At 36.9% G+C, this 20339-nt stretch carries 13 protein-coding genes; 1 reads left to right on the forward strand and 12 read right to left on the reverse strand.

All coding sequences use genetic code 11. The features are described 5' to 3' along the window. Nucleotides 1–408: 408 nt before the first annotated feature. From K8P02_RS17495 to K8P02_RS17550, 12 genes are all read right to left on the reverse strand, one after another. On the reverse strand, nt 409–828 hold the full coding sequence (locus tag K8P02_RS17495; protein WP_195349133.1) for a hypothetical protein: 420 nt from the start codon (nt 826–828) through the stop codon (nt 409–411). A gap of 14 nt (nt 829–842) precedes the next feature. Next, entirely contained in the window at nt 843–3086 is a 2244-nt protein-coding gene (locus tag K8P02_RS17500) for an RHS repeat domain-containing protein (protein ID WP_223381588.1), read from the reverse strand. Between the two features lie 101 nt (nt 3087–3187). Continuing rightward, a complete protein-coding gene (locus K8P02_RS17505) occupies nt 3188–3925 on the reverse strand; it encodes a hypothetical protein (RefSeq protein ID WP_155921507.1) in 738 nt (245 codons plus the stop codon). 231 nt (nt 3926–4156) lie between these two features. Next, the gene (locus tag K8P02_RS17510; RefSeq protein WP_223381590.1) at nt 4157–4693 is read right to left on the reverse strand and encodes a hypothetical protein; all 537 of its coding nucleotides are present in this window, start codon (nt 4691–4693) and stop codon (nt 4157–4159) included. A 123-nt stretch (nt 4694–4816) separates the two neighbouring features. Continuing rightward, on the reverse strand, nt 4817–5236 hold the full coding sequence (locus K8P02_RS17515) for a hypothetical protein (protein ID WP_223381592.1): 420 nt from the start codon (nt 5234–5236) through the stop codon (nt 4817–4819). 543 nt (nt 5237–5779) lie between these two features. Next, nucleotides 5780–6208, reverse strand: a complete 429-nt coding sequence (locus K8P02_RS17520; RefSeq protein ID WP_223381594.1) for a hypothetical protein — start codon at nt 6206–6208, stop codon at nt 5780–5782. A 107-nt stretch (nt 6209–6315) separates the two neighbouring features. Beyond that, on the reverse strand, nt 6316–6867 hold the full coding sequence (locus tag K8P02_RS17525) for a hypothetical protein (protein ID WP_025868324.1): 552 nt from the start codon (nt 6865–6867) through the stop codon (nt 6316–6318). 334 nt (nt 6868–7201) lie between these two features. Further along, nucleotides 7202–7780, reverse strand: a complete 579-nt coding sequence (locus tag K8P02_RS17530) for a hypothetical protein (protein ID WP_155921499.1) — start codon at nt 7778–7780, stop codon at nt 7202–7204. A 2-nt stretch (nt 7781–7782) separates the two neighbouring features. Continuing rightward, nucleotides 7783–13929: an RHS repeat-associated core domain-containing protein gene (locus K8P02_RS17535; RefSeq protein WP_223381596.1), complete on the reverse strand. Its 6147-nt coding sequence runs from the start codon at nt 13927–13929 to the stop codon at nt 7783–7785. Between the two features lie 12 nt (nt 13930–13941). Continuing rightward, nucleotides 13942–14373, reverse strand: a complete 432-nt coding sequence (locus K8P02_RS17540; RefSeq protein ID WP_025866875.1) for a T9SS type A sorting domain-containing protein — start codon at nt 14371–14373, stop codon at nt 13942–13944. Between the two features lie 42 nt (nt 14374–14415). Beyond that, entirely contained in the window at nt 14416–15366 is a 951-nt protein-coding gene (locus tag K8P02_RS17545; RefSeq protein ID WP_052353088.1) for a pyocin knob domain-containing protein, read from the reverse strand. A 359-nt stretch (nt 15367–15725) separates the two neighbouring features. Continuing rightward, on the reverse strand, nt 15726–17792 hold the full coding sequence (locus K8P02_RS17550) for an acetate--CoA ligase family protein (RefSeq protein WP_025866874.1): 2067 nt from the start codon (nt 17790–17792) through the stop codon (nt 15726–15728). A gap of 495 nt (nt 17793–18287) precedes the next feature. Here K8P02_RS17550 and metG point away from each other — a divergent pair, with 495 nt between their 5' ends. Then, nucleotides 18288–20327, forward strand: coding sequence for a methionine--tRNA ligase (gene metG / locus K8P02_RS17555; RefSeq protein ID WP_025866873.1), 2040 nt, complete (start codon nt 18288–18290; stop codon nt 20325–20327). Nucleotides 20328–20339 lie beyond the last annotated feature (12 nt).

A 20339-nucleotide genomic window follows, 5' to 3' on the forward strand; every position in this document is an offset into this window, starting at 1 on the left:
ATAATATCATTATGCAATTTTCTAATAAAAATGATTTTTTTGTCTGTTTTCGAATCCAAACAAATAATTGTATCGTTTTTGTATGCCACACTTCCTTCAGCCCAACAGATCGTTTGACTATCATAATCTACCGGATAATCAAAATTACATCTTAAGGTCAAATTCGTTGTCAGAATTGAGTGTCAAACACAGTTGACTATTCGTGAACATATCTGAATAGAACATTATTTGGGCATAACCAGACAATGGGAATAGTAAATAAAATACAAAAATAAATTCTTTCATAATCGTTTAGTAGTGGTGAATTATCAACTCCTATTTTATACAACTCCGTTTTCTTTTCCAAATTATACTTTATAAATAATTAAAGCATTTAAAAAGCATTCCCAAGGTAGCAGCATAAGAATCTTATATTTTTATTGCACACATTTCATCTAATAAATTTATCTTTTTATCGTTAGTCATATCCAAAAAATCATCCGCAAAATATTTATAGTATTTCTCTCTCCAACTTTTTTTCTGCTTTTTATTAAACTCATCAGCTGTTTTAAATCGAAAACTATTCAAACACTTTTTCCGTTCTGAACTACTGTACACTTTTTCTCCTAATCTTGAACAAGTAACTTTTCTATTCAAAGTATCTATCGAATAACTATATGTTATTTCTTTTGTTTCATCACCAATAGGTATCAAGAAAATAATATATCCATTCTCGATTTCTTTATAGACAGACGCTATTAAAACCTCATTATCTGATATTCTAAGAGCTGACATCACAGTATTATTCATGATAATAACGTGAAATAAAAAGAACAATAAAAATCTCATACTATTTAATAAATTCAATATTCATAATTATGCATCATTAATCCCACCATTGTATTATAAAGATTTGTATCAGTATGTAGATACATACTTGCATGCAGCAAAAAAGGATGAATACCAATATTGGGAATTCCATTCAACCACAACCCCAGAGAAGCCCAATTAACACAATTAGAAGTAAGACCCTGATAAAAGCTTACCTTACTAGTAGCTCTAAGAGCAGTAAATAAATACTTATTTACAGTAAACTCATTACTTTTTAATGATAATGCCTTCTCTATTGGATAATATGAAGTACTTAGTTTAGGTTCTAAGGCAAATCCTAAATACCCTTTTATTTTTGCATCAGAAGCTGGCCCATAAGACATCAATATATCTTTTTTTTCTACTCCTTCTATTCCTGTATGGGATATAAAATCGAAACGACCGTCTTCATATCTATTTTGCGTATACAAATTAGCTACAGTTACATCAACAATATCATTTATATCTTTTAGATTTCCCAATCCCCCTAATGCATACATCCAATTATCAAATCTCCCATTTCCTTTTTTCATAAAATATTTAAATTTATTATTAGTCATATCGTAAGATGCTGCTCCTAAACTTAAAGAAACAGGAACTTGCTCTCCCGACATTATATGCATCCCAACTGAATTTACATATGATCCAGTTAACATGGATGCTGTATTAGCCATAGGCATTCCCGAAGCAGCTACATAAGAGCCCAAAACTCCAGATGCCGCACCAATAATAGCACCACCAACCATATATCCCCATGTCCTACCAGAACTATAATCCCATTTGCCTGGATTATAACTATGATTTGCAATACTTCCTCCAATATAAGTGCCAATAATAGCACCTGCTATTAACTCTAAAAGGAGTTCCCCACTCGGGTCCGTATATAATAGCGGATTTCCATAGCAATACCCATACCGATTATAATTCAACCAATTACCAGGTGCCTGCACATAAGGATCAGGACTTAAAAACATACCCAGCAAAGGATCGTATACACGACCATTCATGTTTATCAACCCAAAACCATCCAAATGTTCATGCAGAGTATACCCTCTGTCAACAATAAACTTAGTACGCGTTTCAGTATCTTTCCATAAAGCAGGGTTACGACGATTCCCCCACGGGTCATAGGCGTACCTCTCTTTTACTACGCCATTCATATCTGTTAAAGCCAACAGAGAACCTTGATAATCACAATAAGTAGAATAGAAACGATTATTGCCGTCATCATTTATGTAAATTCCGGCCAAACCATCTCCACCACTAACATAATGAATCTTTTTAACTTTACCCGATGAATCGACCTCTTCTTCATAATTACCGGAATAATAACGGGTAAAAGTGGCACTACCATCTTTAAAGACACCCTTGCGCCGCTGCTCATCTACCTCGTAATCCAGAACCAAAGATTTACTTCCCAAACTGATATTCTTTACTTTCTTGAAATCGGTATAGGTGACAGTCTGAGCTGAATTAGGTATTCTATCGGGCTTACCACTTAATGAGGTCAAGGCATGAGGCTTGCCATTTTCTTCTCCATAGCCGAAAGTAAAACCGACATCACTTTTAGTAGTGATTGTTCCGGTGGTCGGATTATAATCTATACTGTTACTCGCTTGTGAAATATTATCTTTACTTATATTCCAGGCTGTCAGACGGTTCATGCCATCATACGTAAAGTCTTCCTTGTGACCGGTGAGTAAGTCGCTTCGGGAGATTAGGTTGCCCTTATTATTAAAAGTATAAGCCATATTCATTATGGCGGCGGCAGAAATGGATAAGGGCAGTCCACGACTGTCATAAAACTGAGTTTTCTCTACATTTCCCTGTTTAGTCTTAGTAAGCTGTCCACGGGCATTAGCCGACAAGCCTTGCCAGATCTTATTGTCATAAGAATCGGTTACGGATATCAGATTGCCATAAGAATCATACGAATTGTTGATGACATATCCGTCCGGATAAGTCTCCTTCTTTATTCTGCCAAAGACATCGTAAGAAGTTTCAGCAGTATATGACTTTTCATTTTTTATGTTTTCGACGAGCTTCACAATCCTGTCCAGATGATCATAGGTAAACTGCTGGGTATGCTTACCGTCAATACGGATTTCGCTTAGCCTGTTATTACTGTCATAATCATAATTCGTAACCTCACCCTGACGATTCACTTTCGATAATAAACCTTTTGAATAAGGCTCAAACTCTACTATCTTCTTGTGGCTCATAATTGTTCGTTTCAAAAGGATTGTAATTATTAAATTTCTGCAAACCTAAAACAGGGAGACACCTCTTCGTATCTTTTGGCAAAAGGAAAGCAATCATGTTCATTTCATATGATAGATTATTCCACCTTTCTAAAAGTTACATTCTTATAAATCCCAGGTAAACATATACTTCTCAATGAATTACCATCCAACCAGACCGAAAAAGTCGAACTTAACGACATATCAACTAATATAATTTCATTTATCCCTCCTTTCGCCAACTTACCTTTAGATAAAAGTAACCCTTTATAAAATAACACATAATTATTTTCTTTTATATACATCGAGTAGTCGTCATCTGTCATTTTATAATATCCATCAAGAAACAACTTATCCAATGGATAAGAAAAGTTTATCCGTCTTCCTTCTGCCGAAGATAAGTTCCACGTCGTTTCAATATGATAATCAAAATCGTCTTCAAAATATACAGACATAAAAAACTTATTTTTCAAAAAAGGGAAACAATGTATAAAAGACAGCCCCTTCTTTTCTAATCGAGCACTCATCTGTATATCGTGAACATGATCATGCATTGTTAATATACTGTCTTTTATAGAGCATTTACCATATGATATCAATTTAATAAAGTGCGAATCTGAATCGGGATACAACCCTATGGAAAGGAGATACCTCTGTTTTTTCAAATCAACATCAATACCATAATAAAAAATCTCATCAACATTAAAAGTTGTTTCTTTATCCACATCTTTATCTGAAGGAATGTAACAGTACGACTCTTGTTTCTGCGAATGGATAGATACAGCCCATATAATAAAACTAAAAAAGATTATCTTCTTATTTACTTCTAATTTCATAATGTCTAACATTAAGCATTAATACAGTATTTACATAATAACGTTTTATTCAAATTTAATACAATACAGATTTCATAAATGGAGGTAACTGATACCGTAAAGGGGCTACTCCCCAATAACCGGACGCTAAACCTTCTCCTACACTACATAAAAACGCGCAAGACTTAAATATCCGCCTGTACAAAAAACATATAATATAAAACTTTTCCATTCCAACTATCAATTAAAATATCACTCAAACCAACTTTTTTTGTTCTCTTTCAAAGATTCCTTTTGAACACCTTCAAAAAGTATTTTCTTCTTTCCCTTTTCCCATGAATAGAGACTAACAAATATAGAATCAGTATCTATATTCAATCGACTTTTCTTAATCCTTATAAGGAACTCTGGATTTGTAGTTATTAAATCAGAAAAATGAATCTTCTTCTCATTATTCAGACATCTATAACTATCAGCCTTATAATCATTCCAGTATATCGCTTTAATAATATCATTATGCAATTTTCTAATAAAAATGATTTTTTTGTCTGTTTTCGAATCCAAACAAATAATTGTATCGTTTTTATATGCCACACTTCCTTCAGCCCAACAGATCGTTTGACTATCATAATCTACCGGATAATCAAAATACATCTTAAGGTCAAATTTGTTGTCAGAATTGAGTGTCAAACACAGTTGACTATTCGTGAACATATCTGAATAGAACATTATTTGGGCATAACCAGACAATGGGAATAGTAAATAAAATACAAAAATAAATTGTTTCATAATCGTTTAGTAGTGGTGAATTATCAACTCCTATTTTATACAACTCCGTTTTCTTTTCCAAATTATACTTTATAAATAATTAAAGCATTTAAAAAGCATTCCCAAAGTAGCAGCATAAGAATCTTATATTTTTATTGCACACATTTCATCTAATAAATTTATCTTTTTATCGTTAGTCATATCCAAAAAATCATCCGCAAAATATTTATAGTATTTCTCTCTCCAACTTTTTTTCTGCTTTTTATTAAATTCATCAGCTGTTTTAAATCGAAAACTATTCAAATACTTTTTCCGTTCTGAACTACTGTACACTTTTTCTCCTAATCTTGAACAAGTAACTTTTCTATTCAAAGTATCTATCGAATAGCTATATGTTATTTCTTTTGTTTCATTACCAATAGGTATCAAGAAAATAATATATCCATTCTCGATTTCTTTATAGACAGACGCTATTAAAACCCCATTATCTGATATTCTAAGAACTGACATCACAGTATTATTCATGATAATAACGTGAAATAAAAAGAATAATAAAAATCTCATACTATTTGATAAATTCAATATTCATAATTATGCATCATTAATCTCACCATTATATTATAAAGATCTGTATCAGTATGGTAGCTACATACTTGCATGTAGCAAAAAAGATGAATACCAATATTAAAAATCGCAGACATATTAAGAGCCATTGATGTACGAGTAACACAACTACTTAACTATGAATATTCTATAACCAAATCTATATTATCTTTACTTATATTCCGAGCTGTCAGACGGTTCATAGTACCATACATAAAGTCCTCCTTGTACCTCGTAAGCAAGTCACTTCGGGAAATCAAGTTGGCCTTATATTAAAAGTATAAGCCATATTTAGACAACACTCGCCGTAATGAATAAAAGCAATCTACAGCTATTATAAAACTGAGTTTTCTCTACACGACTTCTCATACTAATAAGATAATCCACTTTCTAAACGATTCCGGACACTAACAATTTCAAATCTAAAAAATCTCACAGCATATTTATACTTAGCAACTCAACGGCAATCGAATGCAATTTATCACATCGCTAATTATTCCGAAATTAAGGAATAGTATGTTTATATATTCTGGCACTTTCCTTATTTTCATTGACTACAAACTCAACTGCCGCCTGCCCCAGAATAGAGGGAACCGAAATAAGATAAATGGGTGATGGAATGTCAAGCGATTGAAATTCTTTCCAATTTTCATCTGCAAAGTCCCAGTACGAAAGACCATCAAGCAACATGTTTCGAATGTCCAAACAACCGAAAACAGGACAATCGTTCTCTTTCACTTTGAGAAAAATATAAGCCACACGAAGCTCTTCAGTTACATCTGTTGAGTTCGTGATTGGCTCTATCCAAGACTCATCCTGACCTTCTTCATAATCTTCTTCATGGTCTATCGCAAATACCCATATTGGATATTTCTCTAAATCGGACAGGCAAACATCTTCAAAAGATGCAGCCTTTCCTGTTATGTATTCCATCTTTTCTTCATGTTGGAATAGCTTAGAAAAGAAATTACTTAAAAACATATTTTTTCTCCTATATTTTACATGGGGATAGTATTTCACATTTGTTTGCTTTTTTAATGCTATAAAAAGACTTTATCATAATAAATGCCCATTAAACCATAGGATTTCATTGCTGTCGCTGTATCCAACCCGACGATTATTAATGGAGATTTGCATCCGTATGATCCAAAGTTATACTCAGAACGACAAATAAAATCATTTGTAGACATTGAAAAATTCATTTTTTTATAGCTAGGTGACATCCCAATAACTTCATCATAACAACCACAACAAGCTCGTTTATCAATAAATTGTACATTCCGACGAATATAATCTAACTTATAAATATCTTGTGGCATGAAAAAATAATATCCTACAGATTTAGTTAACGCAACAAAGGTTAAATACGGGTATGCTCTTTCGTCACAAAACCTTTTAAATTTCTCAGAAACAATACAAAAGTGATCATAAGTATAGAACAGATCTCCTTTCTTTTTAGGGACTTTATACAAAGGATCTGGTATCTGCTCTATTATGTTATGACAAATCGGGCATGTACCGGGTCTGTTTTCGTTATTGTACATGTATGCAATATCATATCCAATTACGATTTTCGCTACTAATTTTTCCATACTATATTGATTTAATAAATTTCAAGCCGAAAGACTATTTAAAGGAATATCCCTACAAAGTTCCTTTATTAAATGACCGACTACATACCAATTCATAACTGTTTCAAAATACATACCCATATATAGTAAAAAAAGATGAGAACACGTTCCTATTCAGCAATATTTCCTAATTTTACTCTTCCAATCTTTTAACTATTTTTTCTATCGGTACTAAAAATTTACTCCAATACACAATTGCAGCATCATAGCCCCCGCTTCCCTCTTTTTGCATAGTATTGAAGATGTATAAAGTACCATTATCACAAGCATGATTTTTATCAATAATATGCCTTTTCTACATATTAAAATAATGAACTTTACTGTTTCCCCCATTTCTGATAAATCCTATTTTCTTTCCATGAAAATCAAAACCATTTAAACTGTCCTTGAAAATTGCATTTAAGTATGTACTTTCATAATTGTTCAGCAATAGTGAATTATCAACTCCCGTTTTCTCTCTCAAATTATACTTTATCAATAAATCATTAATCCATTTTTGATATTTAGTATTTTCAATTTTATATTGTTTTCGGTTACTCAAATTAATAATATAATTTTTACTAAGCAAAATATTATTTTTCAAGCCGTCTTTAATGTAGGTTGAAAAAAAACATCCGTTTAGTTTCGTTTGGTAATGCCGTTTTGCCTCAATTCTACTTAATATAACTTCAAACTGTACTACCTCATTCTGAGATAATTCAATCTTTTTTACATTAGATTTCTCCAAGTCAAGAAACTGACCAACAGCTCCCATAGTCGTATATCCTCGATTTGGAAAAAACTCATAAAGATACATTTTTTGAGTATGAATAGTTTGACTATCTAAAGAGATGATAGGCAAACACGTCAATAATACTAATAACATTGTTTTCATAATTAATTAAAGTATTCAAAATAATACGAATTGATGAATGGTCTAAATCCTATGGAACGCATATACATTTGAGCATGTAACAAATAGGGATGAATACCAATGTTAAAAGCGCCACTCCTATTTAAAGCTCGGGAAACCTTAGAAACACAACTATTAAAAAACAAATTATATCTCCCTCCTTTATTCAAATGCTCTGAAATCTTAGTCAGCCTACCTATATTTACATTTTTAACACTTAACGGTTTCCATTTCATTTTTTCTGTGGAAATAGGGATTCCGCCCTCATAAAAATTTGTAGCTTTTACCCATTTGAACTTCGTAGTTTCTACAGGCCCCCAATCTATTAAAATTTTATTATCATTATCAGATAATTGAGTATGTCCAATTAAATCCATTTTCAGTTCTGGATCATTTTCTGTCCTAAGAACAGCGCTTCCAGGTTTCATTCCTGCCAAAATATCTTGCAAATTTCCTAATCCTCCTAATCCATACATCCAATTATCTATTTTTTTATTTCCTTTTTTTCCAAGATAGCCAAATATATTATTAGTCATATCATAAGATACTCCTCCTAAATTTAAAGAAACAGGAACTTTACCTCCTGTCATCATATGCATTCCAATAGAATTAACATATGAACCGGTTAACATGGATGCAGTATTAGCCATAGGCATTCCCGAAGCAGCTACATAAGAGCCCAAAACTCCAGATGCCGCACCAATAATGGCACCACCAACCATATACCCCCATGTCCTACCAGAACTATAATCCCATTTACCTGGATTATAACTATGATTTGCAATACTTCCTCCAATATAAGTGCCGATAATAGCACCTGCTATTAACTCTAAAAGGAGTTCCCCACTCGGATCCGTATACAGCAACGGATTTCCATAGCAATACCCATACCGATTGTAATTCAACCAATTACCCGGTGCCTGCACATAAGGATCAGGACTTAAAAACATACCCAGCAAAGGATCGTATACACGACCATTCATGTTTATCAGCCCAAAACCATCCAAATGTTCATGCAGGGTATACCCTCTATCAACAATAAACTTAGTACGCACGTCCGGGTCTTTCCATAAAACGGGGTTACGACGATTCCCCCACGGGCCATAGGCGTACCTCTCTTTTACTACGCCATTCATATCTGTTAAAGCCAACAGAGAACCTTGATAATCACAATAAGTAGAATAGAAACGATTATTGCCGTCATCATTTATGTAAATTCCGGCCAAACCATCTCCACCACTAATATAATGAATCTTTTTAACTTTACCCGATGAATAGATCTCTTCTTCATAATTACCGGAATAATAACGGGTAAAAGTGGCATTGCCATCTTTAAAGATACCCTTACGCCGTTGCTCATCTACTCCATAATCCAAAGCCAGAGATTTACTTCCCAAACTGATATTCTTTACTTTCTTGAAGTCGGTATAGGTGACAGTCTGAGTTGAATTAGGTATTTTATCGGGCTTACCACTTAATGAAGTCAAGGCATGAGGCTTGCCATTTTCTTCTCCATAATCGAAAGTAAAACCGACATCACTTTTAGTAGTGATTGTTCCGGTGGTCGGATTATAATCTATACTGTTACTCGCTTGTGAAATATTATCTTTACTTATATTCCAGGCTGTCAGACGATTCATGGTATCATAAGTAAAGTCCTCCTTGTGACCGGTGAGCAAGTCGCTTCGGGAGATTAGGTTGCCCTTATTATTAAAAGTATAAGCCATATTCATTATGGCGGCGGCAGAAATGGATGAGGGCAGTCCACGACTGTCATAAGACTGAGTTTTCTCTACATTTCCCTGTTTAGTCTTAGTAAGCTGTCCACGGGCATTAGCCGACAAGCCTTGCCAGATCCTATTGTCATAAGAATCGGTTACGGATATCAGATTGCCATAAGAATCATACGAATTGTTGATGACATATCCGTCCGGATAAGTCTCCTTCTTTATTCTGCCAAAGACATCGTAAGAAGTTTCAGCAGTATATGACTTTTCATTTTTTATGTTTTCGACGAGCTTCACAATCCTGTCCAGATGATCATAGGTAAACTGCTGGGTATGCTTACCGTCAATACGGATTTCGCTTAGCCTGTTATTACTGTCATAATCATAGTTTGTAACCTCACCCTGACGATTCACTTTCGATAATAAACCTTTTGAATAAGTATAATTTGTGACCACAGGAGATTTTCCTATATGTATGCTTTGTGTCTCACTTTTCAGTTGCCTCCAGGCATCATAAACAGTCGTAATGACACCAGCATCCGGATCTGTCAGTTTTGTACGGTTTCCTACCAAGTCATATTCCATGCTAATAGGTGTCCCACCTTCGGGAGTAGCAGTCTTCACTGCTCCCGAAGCATAATAGGAGTAAGAAACCGTTTTGCCATTAGTCGTTTGTGAAACGGTTTCACCCAAAGCATTCTTCACAGTGGTAGTAGTGGTGTTAGGCGAGGTCACTTGAGTAGTCAGTCCGCTATAAGAATAAGAAGTAGTGCCCAAAGGCGTAACAGAACTCTGCAAACGCCCATAGCTATCATAATAATTAGTGGAAGCCCAAGTGACAGATTCTCCAGAAAAGTAAGGTTCGGAAATACGATACAACTGTCCTTTGGAGTTATATTCCTTACTTGAAATAATTTCCTTTCCACCCAGGCCATAGTACTTCTGACCAAGTTCACGCTCCATATTATCATACCAGACGGTAACAGGAGACTGACCGGAAGTTTCTGTATATTCGTAAAATCTGCTTCCGGCCATACTACCGGTACTAGCCCATTTCAGGAGTTTTACGGATTCCACCTTATCCGGTGAAACTGTTTTAATCTGACGACCGAATCCATCATATTCATAAATTGTAGTACCCAGCCTGGATGTCTCGCTTAAAAGCAGACTCCGGCCTTCATCATAGTTATAAGTGACGGTTTCATTCAACAGGTTATTCGTTTTCCTGGCAATGAAACGTCCGGTAGACGAATAAGCCAAAGAAGTAGAACGCGATTCATTACCAGCCTTAAGGGTTATTAATCCCGGATTCCCATATTTATCATAATTGCTATAAACTGTAGAGACAGCAAAAGAGGTATTCGGGTCCTCTGTTTTAGTCAGCAGATTACCTTTGCCATCATAAGTGTATTCTTGTGTACGAATATCATCGGGAACACCTGCCCTGGATTTTGTAGTTGTTATTTTTTCTATCTTATTGGCACACCAGGAACCTTTCTTTATATATTTTAATTCCTGAGTCTCAGTAAAGGAAGTGCCATATTTCGTTACAATACTTTGAGGATTATTACTGTCATCATAGCGACTATATTCTTTAGTCACAGTAACATTGCTCAAATAATCTTTCTGTGTTTGAGATTGAAGCTGAAGATGAAAAGCCTTCTGCTGTTTCACAAAACTGTACACATTCTTACTCTCACTAATGAGACTCCCACTTGTAGTCTTCGTCAGTGTACTTTTAGGGTAAGTAACATAATACTCAGTATTCATATCATTCTCATTAACGGTTATCCGGCCATTAATATTGTCACGAATTTGTATATTCTTAAATCCAAAGAACCCTTTACCTTGCTTGTGAATCAATGGAGTACCGAAGGTATATTGCTGATTAAACAATTTTCCGGTGATCTGGCTGGCAACTTCAAACTCAGGAGGTAAAGATGTCAGGATATTGGCATCAGCAGTAATATTTATACCACCGTTAAAAGGACTTTTTACGCTCTTATAGTTGATAACATATTCATCCTCATAAGCATTTTTTATTTTGAGTATCTTATTGAACTTTACTCCCCGGCAGAAGGTGTAATAATGAGGAATCGTAGTCGTAGCTACAACGTGAATATTCTCTACAAAAACATTCTTATTTAGCTCGGAATCGAACTTGCCATAAGTTGTGAATTCAAGATCATCCAATTTTTTCGTAGATTGTAATACAGTAACAAAACGGCCTCCGATATTTAATAATAATTCCATAGTCCCTTCGCTCGCAGCTCCACTAACATAATTAGGATATTTTATTAAAATATCCGTTTTACCATCTTGATTGACATCCATCAATAAGGGCTCCACATTCATTTTTCCATGAAAAATGTTTTTATCCACACCACTATCAAACAGACTCTTACCGGTTGAATTCCAAATACTCCAATATCCATATGAACGTATATATTCTTGCCTCAATATATCAGTATTACCATCTCCATTAAAATCACCTACATATATTTTATCCTTATAATGGAAAGAATTTGTAGAATAGATATTAACAAAAGAATTAGACAGTTTACTATATTCATAAAAATTGGTAGTATTGTCCGTCATGCACATCAATTCCTGCTTTCCATTTCCATTTATATCGGTAAGATATATCCTTTTACAATAGCCTATATCAGAAGAAACGCCATCAACAGAAAATTTACATATATAATTATTACCCACTATCACCATAAATTGAGTACTGCCATCTCCTAAAAAGTCACCAGGAATAGCATACAACTCTTCCTTTCTATTAAAATCATATTCAGACAACCTTATATTCACATCTCCACCGGAATAAGCACCAAATACACCATTCTGATATTTATAGCAATATAAAGAATAATAAGGACTGGTAGCTGCTTCTCCTATATAAAGTTCATCTTTACCATCATTATCATTGTCAGCAAATACAAATGTATGGTGAGTTTTCCAATCAAATTCAGCATCAGCTACTGAATAAAAATAACCATTACCGCCATTACGATACATAGTCCATAAGTATTTTACATCGCCATTATTTATATGCTTCAATTGGAATTTAAGCAATGGGTCCGAAATACCGTCTCCATTGATATCACCCCAGTATTTCACTATAGATGAAATTCTATAACCTTCTGCCGCTAAAGTTTCCATTTTTGGAGATTGATAAATCTCCTTCACAGAGGAATATTCTTGACTATAACTATGGGCTCCCCATGTAAACTCTATCGGTAAAAATGATTCACCATTGGCATTTGTCTTTTTTATACTCACTAAATGATAAATATCTCTCTCCGGCTCATATTTCAAATCATACGTTTCAAGCGTTTGAGAATTGAGTCCTTTGACAACTATTTTTTTTAAACAATTACGGTTTCTTGTCTCCATTCCGTCAATGTACATAGGCCCCATATTAGCTATAACATCATATTCAAAGTAGATAGTTGCCACAATTTGTTTGCTGCCATTTTCTTCGTGTCCGTATATAATTGATGACAGGCGGGTATCACTAAAGCTATAAGAGCCCGACAAAGAATTATTTGTAGCATAAACATATTCTACAAAATTGTGGTTCGGATCGGTTATTTTATGAAGAGCCCAACCCAAATTGTAAAATTCTGTATCCGGTAAATTCAATGAAGATGATTTAACAGGAAAATAAGAAGCTAAAGAAGATCGGTTTCCATATTCCAAAACATTTCCATCTTTCTGGAATATTTTGAAATATTTAGGTCCCCAGGCAGTGATATTGTAACCGACTATTTTATTAGATTCGTCATTCTCTGTCCGGTATTCAATCGTATCAGAAGAAGATACTAACGGACCATTTACAACCAGACGCTGTCCATCCAATGCCAAAGGCGAATATTTGTCCCAAATGATTCCACTCTTTTCATTATCATAATAATAATTCTTAGGAACACGGGAAATCATGGACAATCCACCTAAGTTCCATCCCCAACCCGCAATACCATTACCGGACTGACTATTATACACCAAAGATATGTTGGGCTGCACGCCATTAACTCCCGGAGGACAAGATATAGGAATTGTATATGCTGCATTCCCACTGGCACCGACATTTAATTCTCCTGGTATTTTCCCAACAACAGCTCCCTGGGTGGCATCTCCCACTATCGTTCCGTCGGGCCTGGCATAAGTATTGTCTGTTGAAGGGAATAAAAGGCAAGGATTTGTATAAGCATGAAAACTCTCTCCCGGAGTGGCGGTATAGGAAAAACCCGGTTTTAACAGTATATAATCACGAGCTACATAAGAATTATTCCCCGATTGAGGTGTTTGAAGTTCCCAATTAGGCTGTGTATTTTGCGCCTTACTATTAGTGATAAAACATATCATTAAAATAAAAACAAAATATATCTTTTTCATAGTAGTAGAGTTTTATTGTTTGACTATCTTATATTGTACAACTTCCTCTCCATATTTCAAAATAAGAATATAAATACCAGTACTGTATGTGGATAAATCTAAAGAGACATTCCCATTTCCAATCTGCTTTTCATTTAATAGTTTTTGCCCGGAAGAAGAGTAAAGTGTAAAATCATAACAACAATTTTCTTCACCTGAAGAGATTTCCATATTTAAAAAACCTTTTGTTGGATTCGGAAATACCCTTATTTTACATTGCATCAATTCTTGTTCCAAAGGAGAGATTTCATCATCAACAGATTTAGCACGTGTATTTATAGAAATTACAACTCTGCTTACGCGGTTACCTGCATGATCATATTCATAAACAACTTTATAAGTTTGGGCAGAAAGTTGAAATATGGCAAACAACAATACTAAGAAAGATAAATATACTCGTTTCATATCATTTTACATTTTATAGTTCATAATAGCCTTCTCATATTATCATTTTTTTATTTGTGATTTCAAGTCCTCTATTTCCTGCTTCAAATCTATTATGTATAAAGTCAGTTCTTCTATCTTCTGAAGTAACAAAACATCCGTCTCTGCCAAATTGACTCCATTAGCTTTGACTTCTTTTTCCGAAGGAACACCAGGCAAGGTCCCATTTTCATCAATATGTCGTTTTACTTCTTTTAGAGTAGGAAGATTATATCCTTTTTTAAATACAAAATCAGCCCAGTCAGAAACGACTTTAATCTCTTTGGCGCGTATCGTACCATTAACATCCAGCTCATTAGATGGGTTAACTGTACCAATACCTATTTTCCCATATTGATCAATATGCATTCTCACTCTTGCAGTTCCTGTAACATCTCCTGGCTGGCTAGTCATTAATTGTAAAAACGTCCCCCATTCATCCCCTCTAAATGCTCTTATACCACTTTGACCTGCATACTTAAAATTAAAAATAATATCTCGCTTCCCTGCTTCACCGGTAGGAGAATTAGGTCCTTGAATTATAAATGTAGAATATGTATTATCCAGTTCGTTGCCAAATTCAGATGAACCATTGACTTTTAAATTCTCCAAATTCACATTCCCAGATAAATCACTCATTAATATCTTATTCCACCCATTCCAAGAAGAGGAGAAATAATCACCATTTCTATAAAAAACACCATTATTGTTAAAACTCAACTGACTTATATAACCTGCGGTTCCATTAAACCCAGGAGAAATCGTAAGATTCGTAGTAAATCCATATGCAGTACTAATACCTGAAGTCGTTAAAAATTTCAAATCAGCCTTAACTTCTCTCTCTCCATAATCACGAGGTGGCTCACTTATGTTCCTTGTATCATTAACGCCTAATGACATTGCTGTTTGTGCATGGGTACTCATAGATAATAAAGGAATGGCAAATACAACTAATGAATAAATAATCTTTTTCATACTAAAAATTTAAATGTTAACACCTGGAAGAATTATCTCAGTAAAACATGGCCAGCCTATGTCTCAAACAAAAAATGTTTTGTACAAAAATAAAGAAATATGTCATAAAAACCTAAAAAAGCACCCGGACAAATCAGACACTAAACAAGCAGAATAAACACCTAATTTTCAGAACAATACAATATAAAAGCAAAAAAAGACCCGGACAATTGAAAAAATATTTTCATCTGTAATATTTAAATCCACACCATATAGCTATAAATAGAAGGGAGAGGGGAGAATTGAGAAGGGAGAAGTAAGCTACGCTATCACGCTGCATAGTACTTCTCCCTTCTCAATTCTCCCCTCTCCCTTCTATATCATTCTCCCTTCTCAATTCTTATACGTGCATCCACTGCTATCACCTCTTTTTCTGTGGCCAATAGTGGATTGATATCCATCTCCTTTATCTCAGTCGCAAACCGTAACAAAGTAGAGAGACGAACTATTATTTCGGCAAATTTATCTTCATTCACTCCTTTCTGTCCACGGGTACCCTGAATTATTTTATAAGCCCGGAGCGAGTGAATCATAGAATAGGCTTCCTCATAAGACAACGGGGCAAGACCGGAAGAAACATCTTTCAATACCTCCACAAAAATTCCTCCCAATCCACACAACACCACATGCCCGAACTTCTCTTCGTATTTGGCACCAATGAACAACTCTGTACCTTTCAGCATAGGCTGTACCATGATAGCATGCGCTTCCGGTATCTGCATCATCCTATCGAACTCTAACGCCAGATGCTGCTCTCCTTTTATATTCAGCACTACACCACCTACGTCCGATTTATGCACAGGTCCTACGACCTTCGCCACCACAGGAAATCCACAACGACGGGCAAAAGCAATCACCTCTTCTTTATTTCCCGAAACAAACTCGTCAACAATCGGAATACCTGCCGAGTGGAGCAATGCCTGCACATAATGCGGCTCGATATATCCATTTGCCGGAATAGAGTCAATGATGCGACGAATACGGGGAACATCCACACCAAAAAGTTCAATCTCATTCGTTGCCGGCCGCGGTGCATTTACAATGCGCGACAAAGCCGTACCAAGTGTCACTTCATCTGCAAAGTTCACATGCCCTTTGGCAAGAAAAGCTGCCACTTCTGCCCCTGCCGTATTAATAGACGGAAGAATAGGGAAAATAGGCTTACGGCAAGTCTGCATCTTTTCGTGCAATACATCGTACATTTCAAACATAGTCACTAATCCCGGTGTACCGAAAATGGCCATCATGGCATCTATATTTTCAAACTTCTCTTCACAATAATCAATACAGAGACGGAGGTGCTCCGGTGTACCGGTAGCAAGGATATCAATCGGATTTCCTACAGCAGCACCGGGAAATAATCCGGCTTTCAGTTCATCTGCCGCCTCACCTTCCAGCCGAGGGACATTCAATCCGCCTTTACTTAGGGCATCGGTCAGCATCACTCCCGGACCACCGGCATGGGTGATAATAGCAAAGTTCTTACCTCTCAGCTCCGGCAAAGTAAAGACACAGCCTACCGTAGTAAGCTCCTCGCGTGAATAGCAACGCACGATACCTGCCTTACGGAACAATGCCTCTACGGCAGAATCGGGACTTGCAATAGCCCCTGTATGTGAGGAAGCTGCACGACTGCCACTTTCGGAGCTTCCAGCCTTGATCGCTGCAATTTTACATCCCTTTTTTATCAGCGATGAAGCATGGAACAACAGTCGGTCGGGATCACTGATACTCTCTATATAGAGCAGTTTAATTCTGGAATCTTTCTCCGGATCAAATGTTTCATCCATATATCCCAGTACATCTTCCACGCCAATCTGTTTGGCATTTCCTACAGACCATACGGAATTGAACTGCAACCCTTTCGTCACCGCACTCTCGAGAATAAATACCGCCGTAGCACCGGAACTGGAAATCAAATCCACTCCCTTCGGACTGAGTTGTGGTATAGGCTGACTGAACACACTGTGATGCCAGGTATTCATCACTCCGATACAGTTGGGACCGATAAGCGATGCGCCATATTTATTTACCGTTTCAAGAATTCGCTCCTCAAGCAAGGCACCTTCATGCGTTTCTTCACCAAAACCTGCAGAAAGAATAACAAATGCACGGGTCTGTTTTTCACGTGCCAAAGTCTCAACCACATCCGGACACAGGGCGGCCGGAATGGCAAGAATGGCAAGATCGGTATCGGGTACATCTTTTGCATCGGCAAAAGAAGGAATTCCCTGCACTTCTGCTTCTTTGGGATTTATAGCACGAAGTTCACCACGGTATCCTCCGCTGATAAGATTTTTCAGAATAGCGCCTCCGGGCTTATGTACATTGTTTGATGCGCCCACTACGACAATACTCTCTGGGCGGAGCAACTGAGTTGTAATCATACGGCTGTATATTATTCGGTTATTAATGCACAAATATAATGTTTCTTCAGAACAAAAAGTACATAAAAGAGATTCTTTTCATTATACCTTTTAAGACAGGTAAGATATATACTTATAGGAATACAGTATATCAATATATTAGTGATAGCAAACACGGAGTAAGGACAAACAACACCCGGATGTTGTTGATCAAAACATCCGGATGTTATCTATAACAACATGGGGATGTTTTAAGAAAAAACACCCGGATGTTTTCCATTCTTTAAACATGGATAATGTTTGCTTTAAACGTATCTGGTTATTTACTTAAAAGGTACATTAAGTAACGCTTAAAGCATATACTTAAATAGATGTAAGTTCAGGCAGAAAATCTATTTCACTCCCCTACAGTGTTATGAAATAAAGTTGAAAGAGGATTTTATGCAGATTGAGCAGAAAAGTCACTATCTTTGCACACTCACTGAACCGATTATAACAAAAAGACACTATAACAATATGGAAAAGAACTTCAAAAGAACCACAGTGACTTCGGCTTTGCCTTATGCCAACGGTCCCGTTCACATCGGGCACCTGGCCGGCGTATACGTACCAGCAGACATCTATGTCCGCTACCTGAGACTGAAAAAAGAAGATGTACTTTTTATTGGCGGGTCAGACGAACACGGTGTGCCCATCACGATTCGTGCCAAGAAAGAAGGAATCACTCCGCAGGATGTGGTAGACCGTTATCATTTCCTTATTAAGAAATCCTTCGAGGAGTTCGGTATCTCATTTGATGTATATAGCCGCACGTCATCGAAAACACATCATGAGTTGGCCTCAGACTTCTTCAAAGAATTATATAACAAAGGGGAGTTCATTGAAAAAACATCCGAACAATACTACGACGAGGAGGCACATCAGTTTCTTGCCGACCGTTATATCACAGGCGAATGTCCTCACTGTCACTCCGAAGGTGCTTATGGCGATCAATGCGAGAAGTGTGGTACTTCTCTTTCTCCAACAGATCTTATCAACCCCAAGAGTGCTATCAGTGGCAGCAAACCGGTGATGAAAGAAACCAAACACTGGTATCTCCCACTGGACAAACACGAAGCATGGCTGCGTCAATGGATTTTGGAAGATCACAAAGAATGGCGCCCCAATGTATACGGCCAATGTAAAAGCTGGCTCGACATGGGCTTGCAGCCTCGTGCAGTGAGCCGTGACCTGGACTGGGGAATTCCCGTTCCGGTAGAAGGAGCCGAAGGAAAGGTGCTCTACGTGTGGTTCGATGCCCCCATCGGCTATATTTCCAATACAAAAGAGCTGCTTCCGGACTCTTGGGAAACCTGGTGGAAAGATCCGGAAACACGCCTGATCCACTTTATCGGAAAAGATAATATCGTATTCCATTGTATCGTATTCCCGGCCATGCTGAAAGCCGAAGGTAGCTATATCCTACCGGATAATGTACCGAGCAATGAGTTCCTGAACCTGGAAGGTGATAAAATTTCAACTTCACGCAACTGGGCAGTATGGTTGCACGAATATCTGGAAGACTTCCCGGGCAAGCAAGACGTACTGCGCTATGTGCTGACCGCCAATGCACCGGAAACCAAAGATAATGACTTCACCTGGAAAGATTTTCAGGCACGTAATAACAATGAGTTGGTAGCTGTTTATGGTAATTTCGTAAACCGCGCAATGGTGCTCACTCAGAAATACTTTGATGGATGCGTTCCCGCACAGGGCAATTTGACCGATTACGATAAAGAAACGCTGAAAGAATTCGCCGACGTAAAGGCCGAAGTAGAAAAGCTGCTCAACGTATTCAAATTCCGTGATGCGCAGAAAGAGGCTATGAACCTGGCACGTATCGGAAACAAATATCTGGCAGACACCGAACCGTGGAAGCTGGCTAAAACAGACATGGAACGTGTAGCAACGATACTCAATATATCTCTGCAACTGGTAGCCAACCTGGCTATTGCTTTTGAACCGTTCCTGCCTTTCAGTTCCGAACGCCTTCGCCAGATGCTGAACATGAACAGTTTCGACTGGTCAGAACTGGGACGTGACGACCTCCTCGCCGCCGGACACCAACTCAATAAACCGGAATTGCTGTTTGAGAAGATTGAAGACAGCGTCATTGAAGCTCAGGTACAGAGACTGCTCGACACCAAGAAAGCCAACGAAGAAGCCAACTATAAAGCCAAACCGATCCGCGAAAACATCGAGTTCGACGATTTTATGAAACTGGATATTCGCGTAGGTACTGTTCTTGAATGCCAGAAGGTGCCCAAGGCAGACAAGTTACTGCAATTCAAAATAGACGACGGACTGGAAACACGTACTATTGTCAGTGGCATTGCCCAGCACTACAAACCGGAAGAGCTTGTTGGCAAACAAGTTTGCTTCATTGCCAACCTTGCTCCACGCAAGCTGAAAGGTATCGTTAGCGAAGGTATGATTCTCTCTGCCGAAAATAATGACGGTAGTCTGGCTGTAGTAATGCCGGGCCGCGAAGTGAAGCCGGGCAGTGAGGTGAAATAGCTCTCATAATTC

Origin of the sequence: Bacteroides nordii, from assembly GCF_019930665.1 — a bacterium.
GTDB lineage: Bacteria > Bacteroidota > Bacteroidia > Bacteroidales > Bacteroidaceae > Bacteroides > Bacteroides nordii.

What these genes read in the sequence shown, in the direction of transcription:
- K8P02_RS17525 (WP_025868324.1), bottom strand. Translation starts at nt 6,867, where the DNA reads ATGGAAAAATTAGTAGCGAAAATCGTAATTGGATATGATATTGCATAC.
- K8P02_RS17510 (WP_223381590.1), bottom strand. Translation starts at nt 4,693, where the DNA reads ATGAAACAATTTATTTTTGTATTTTATTTACTATTCCCATTGTCTGGT.
- K8P02_RS17545 (WP_052353088.1), bottom strand. Translation starts at nt 15,366, where the DNA reads ATGAAAAAGATTATTTATTCATTAGTTGTATTTGCCATTCCTTTATTA.
- K8P02_RS17520 (WP_223381594.1), bottom strand. Translation starts at nt 6,208, where the DNA reads ATGGAATACATAACAGGAAAGGCTGCATCTTTTGAAGATGTTTGCCTG.
- K8P02_RS17535 (WP_223381596.1), bottom strand. Translation starts at nt 13,929, where the DNA reads ATGAAAAAGATATATTTTGTTTTTATTTTAATGATATGTTTTATCACT.
- K8P02_RS17550 (WP_025866874.1), bottom strand. Translation starts at nt 17,792, where the DNA reads ATGATTACAACTCAGTTGCTCCGCCCAGAGAGTATTGTCGTAGTGGGC.
- metG (WP_025866873.1), top strand. Translation starts at nt 18,288, where the DNA reads ATGGAAAAGAACTTCAAAAGAACCACAGTGACTTCGGCTTTGCCTTAT.
- K8P02_RS17540 (WP_025866875.1), bottom strand. Translation starts at nt 14,373, where the DNA reads ATGAAACGAGTATATTTATCTTTCTTAGTATTGTTGTTTGCCATATTT.
- K8P02_RS17495 (WP_195349133.1), bottom strand. Translation starts at nt 828, where the DNA reads ATGAGATTTTTATTGTTCTTTTTATTTCACGTTATTATCATGAATAAT.
- K8P02_RS17505 (WP_155921507.1), bottom strand. Translation starts at nt 3,925, where the DNA reads ATGAAATTAGAAGTAAATAAGAAGATAATCTTTTTTAGTTTTATTATA.
- K8P02_RS17515 (WP_223381592.1), bottom strand. Translation starts at nt 5,236, where the DNA reads ATGAGATTTTTATTATTCTTTTTATTTCACGTTATTATCATGAATAAT.
- K8P02_RS17530 (WP_155921499.1), bottom strand. Translation starts at nt 7,780, where the DNA reads ATGAAAACAATGTTATTAGTATTATTGACGTGTTTGCCTATCATCTCT.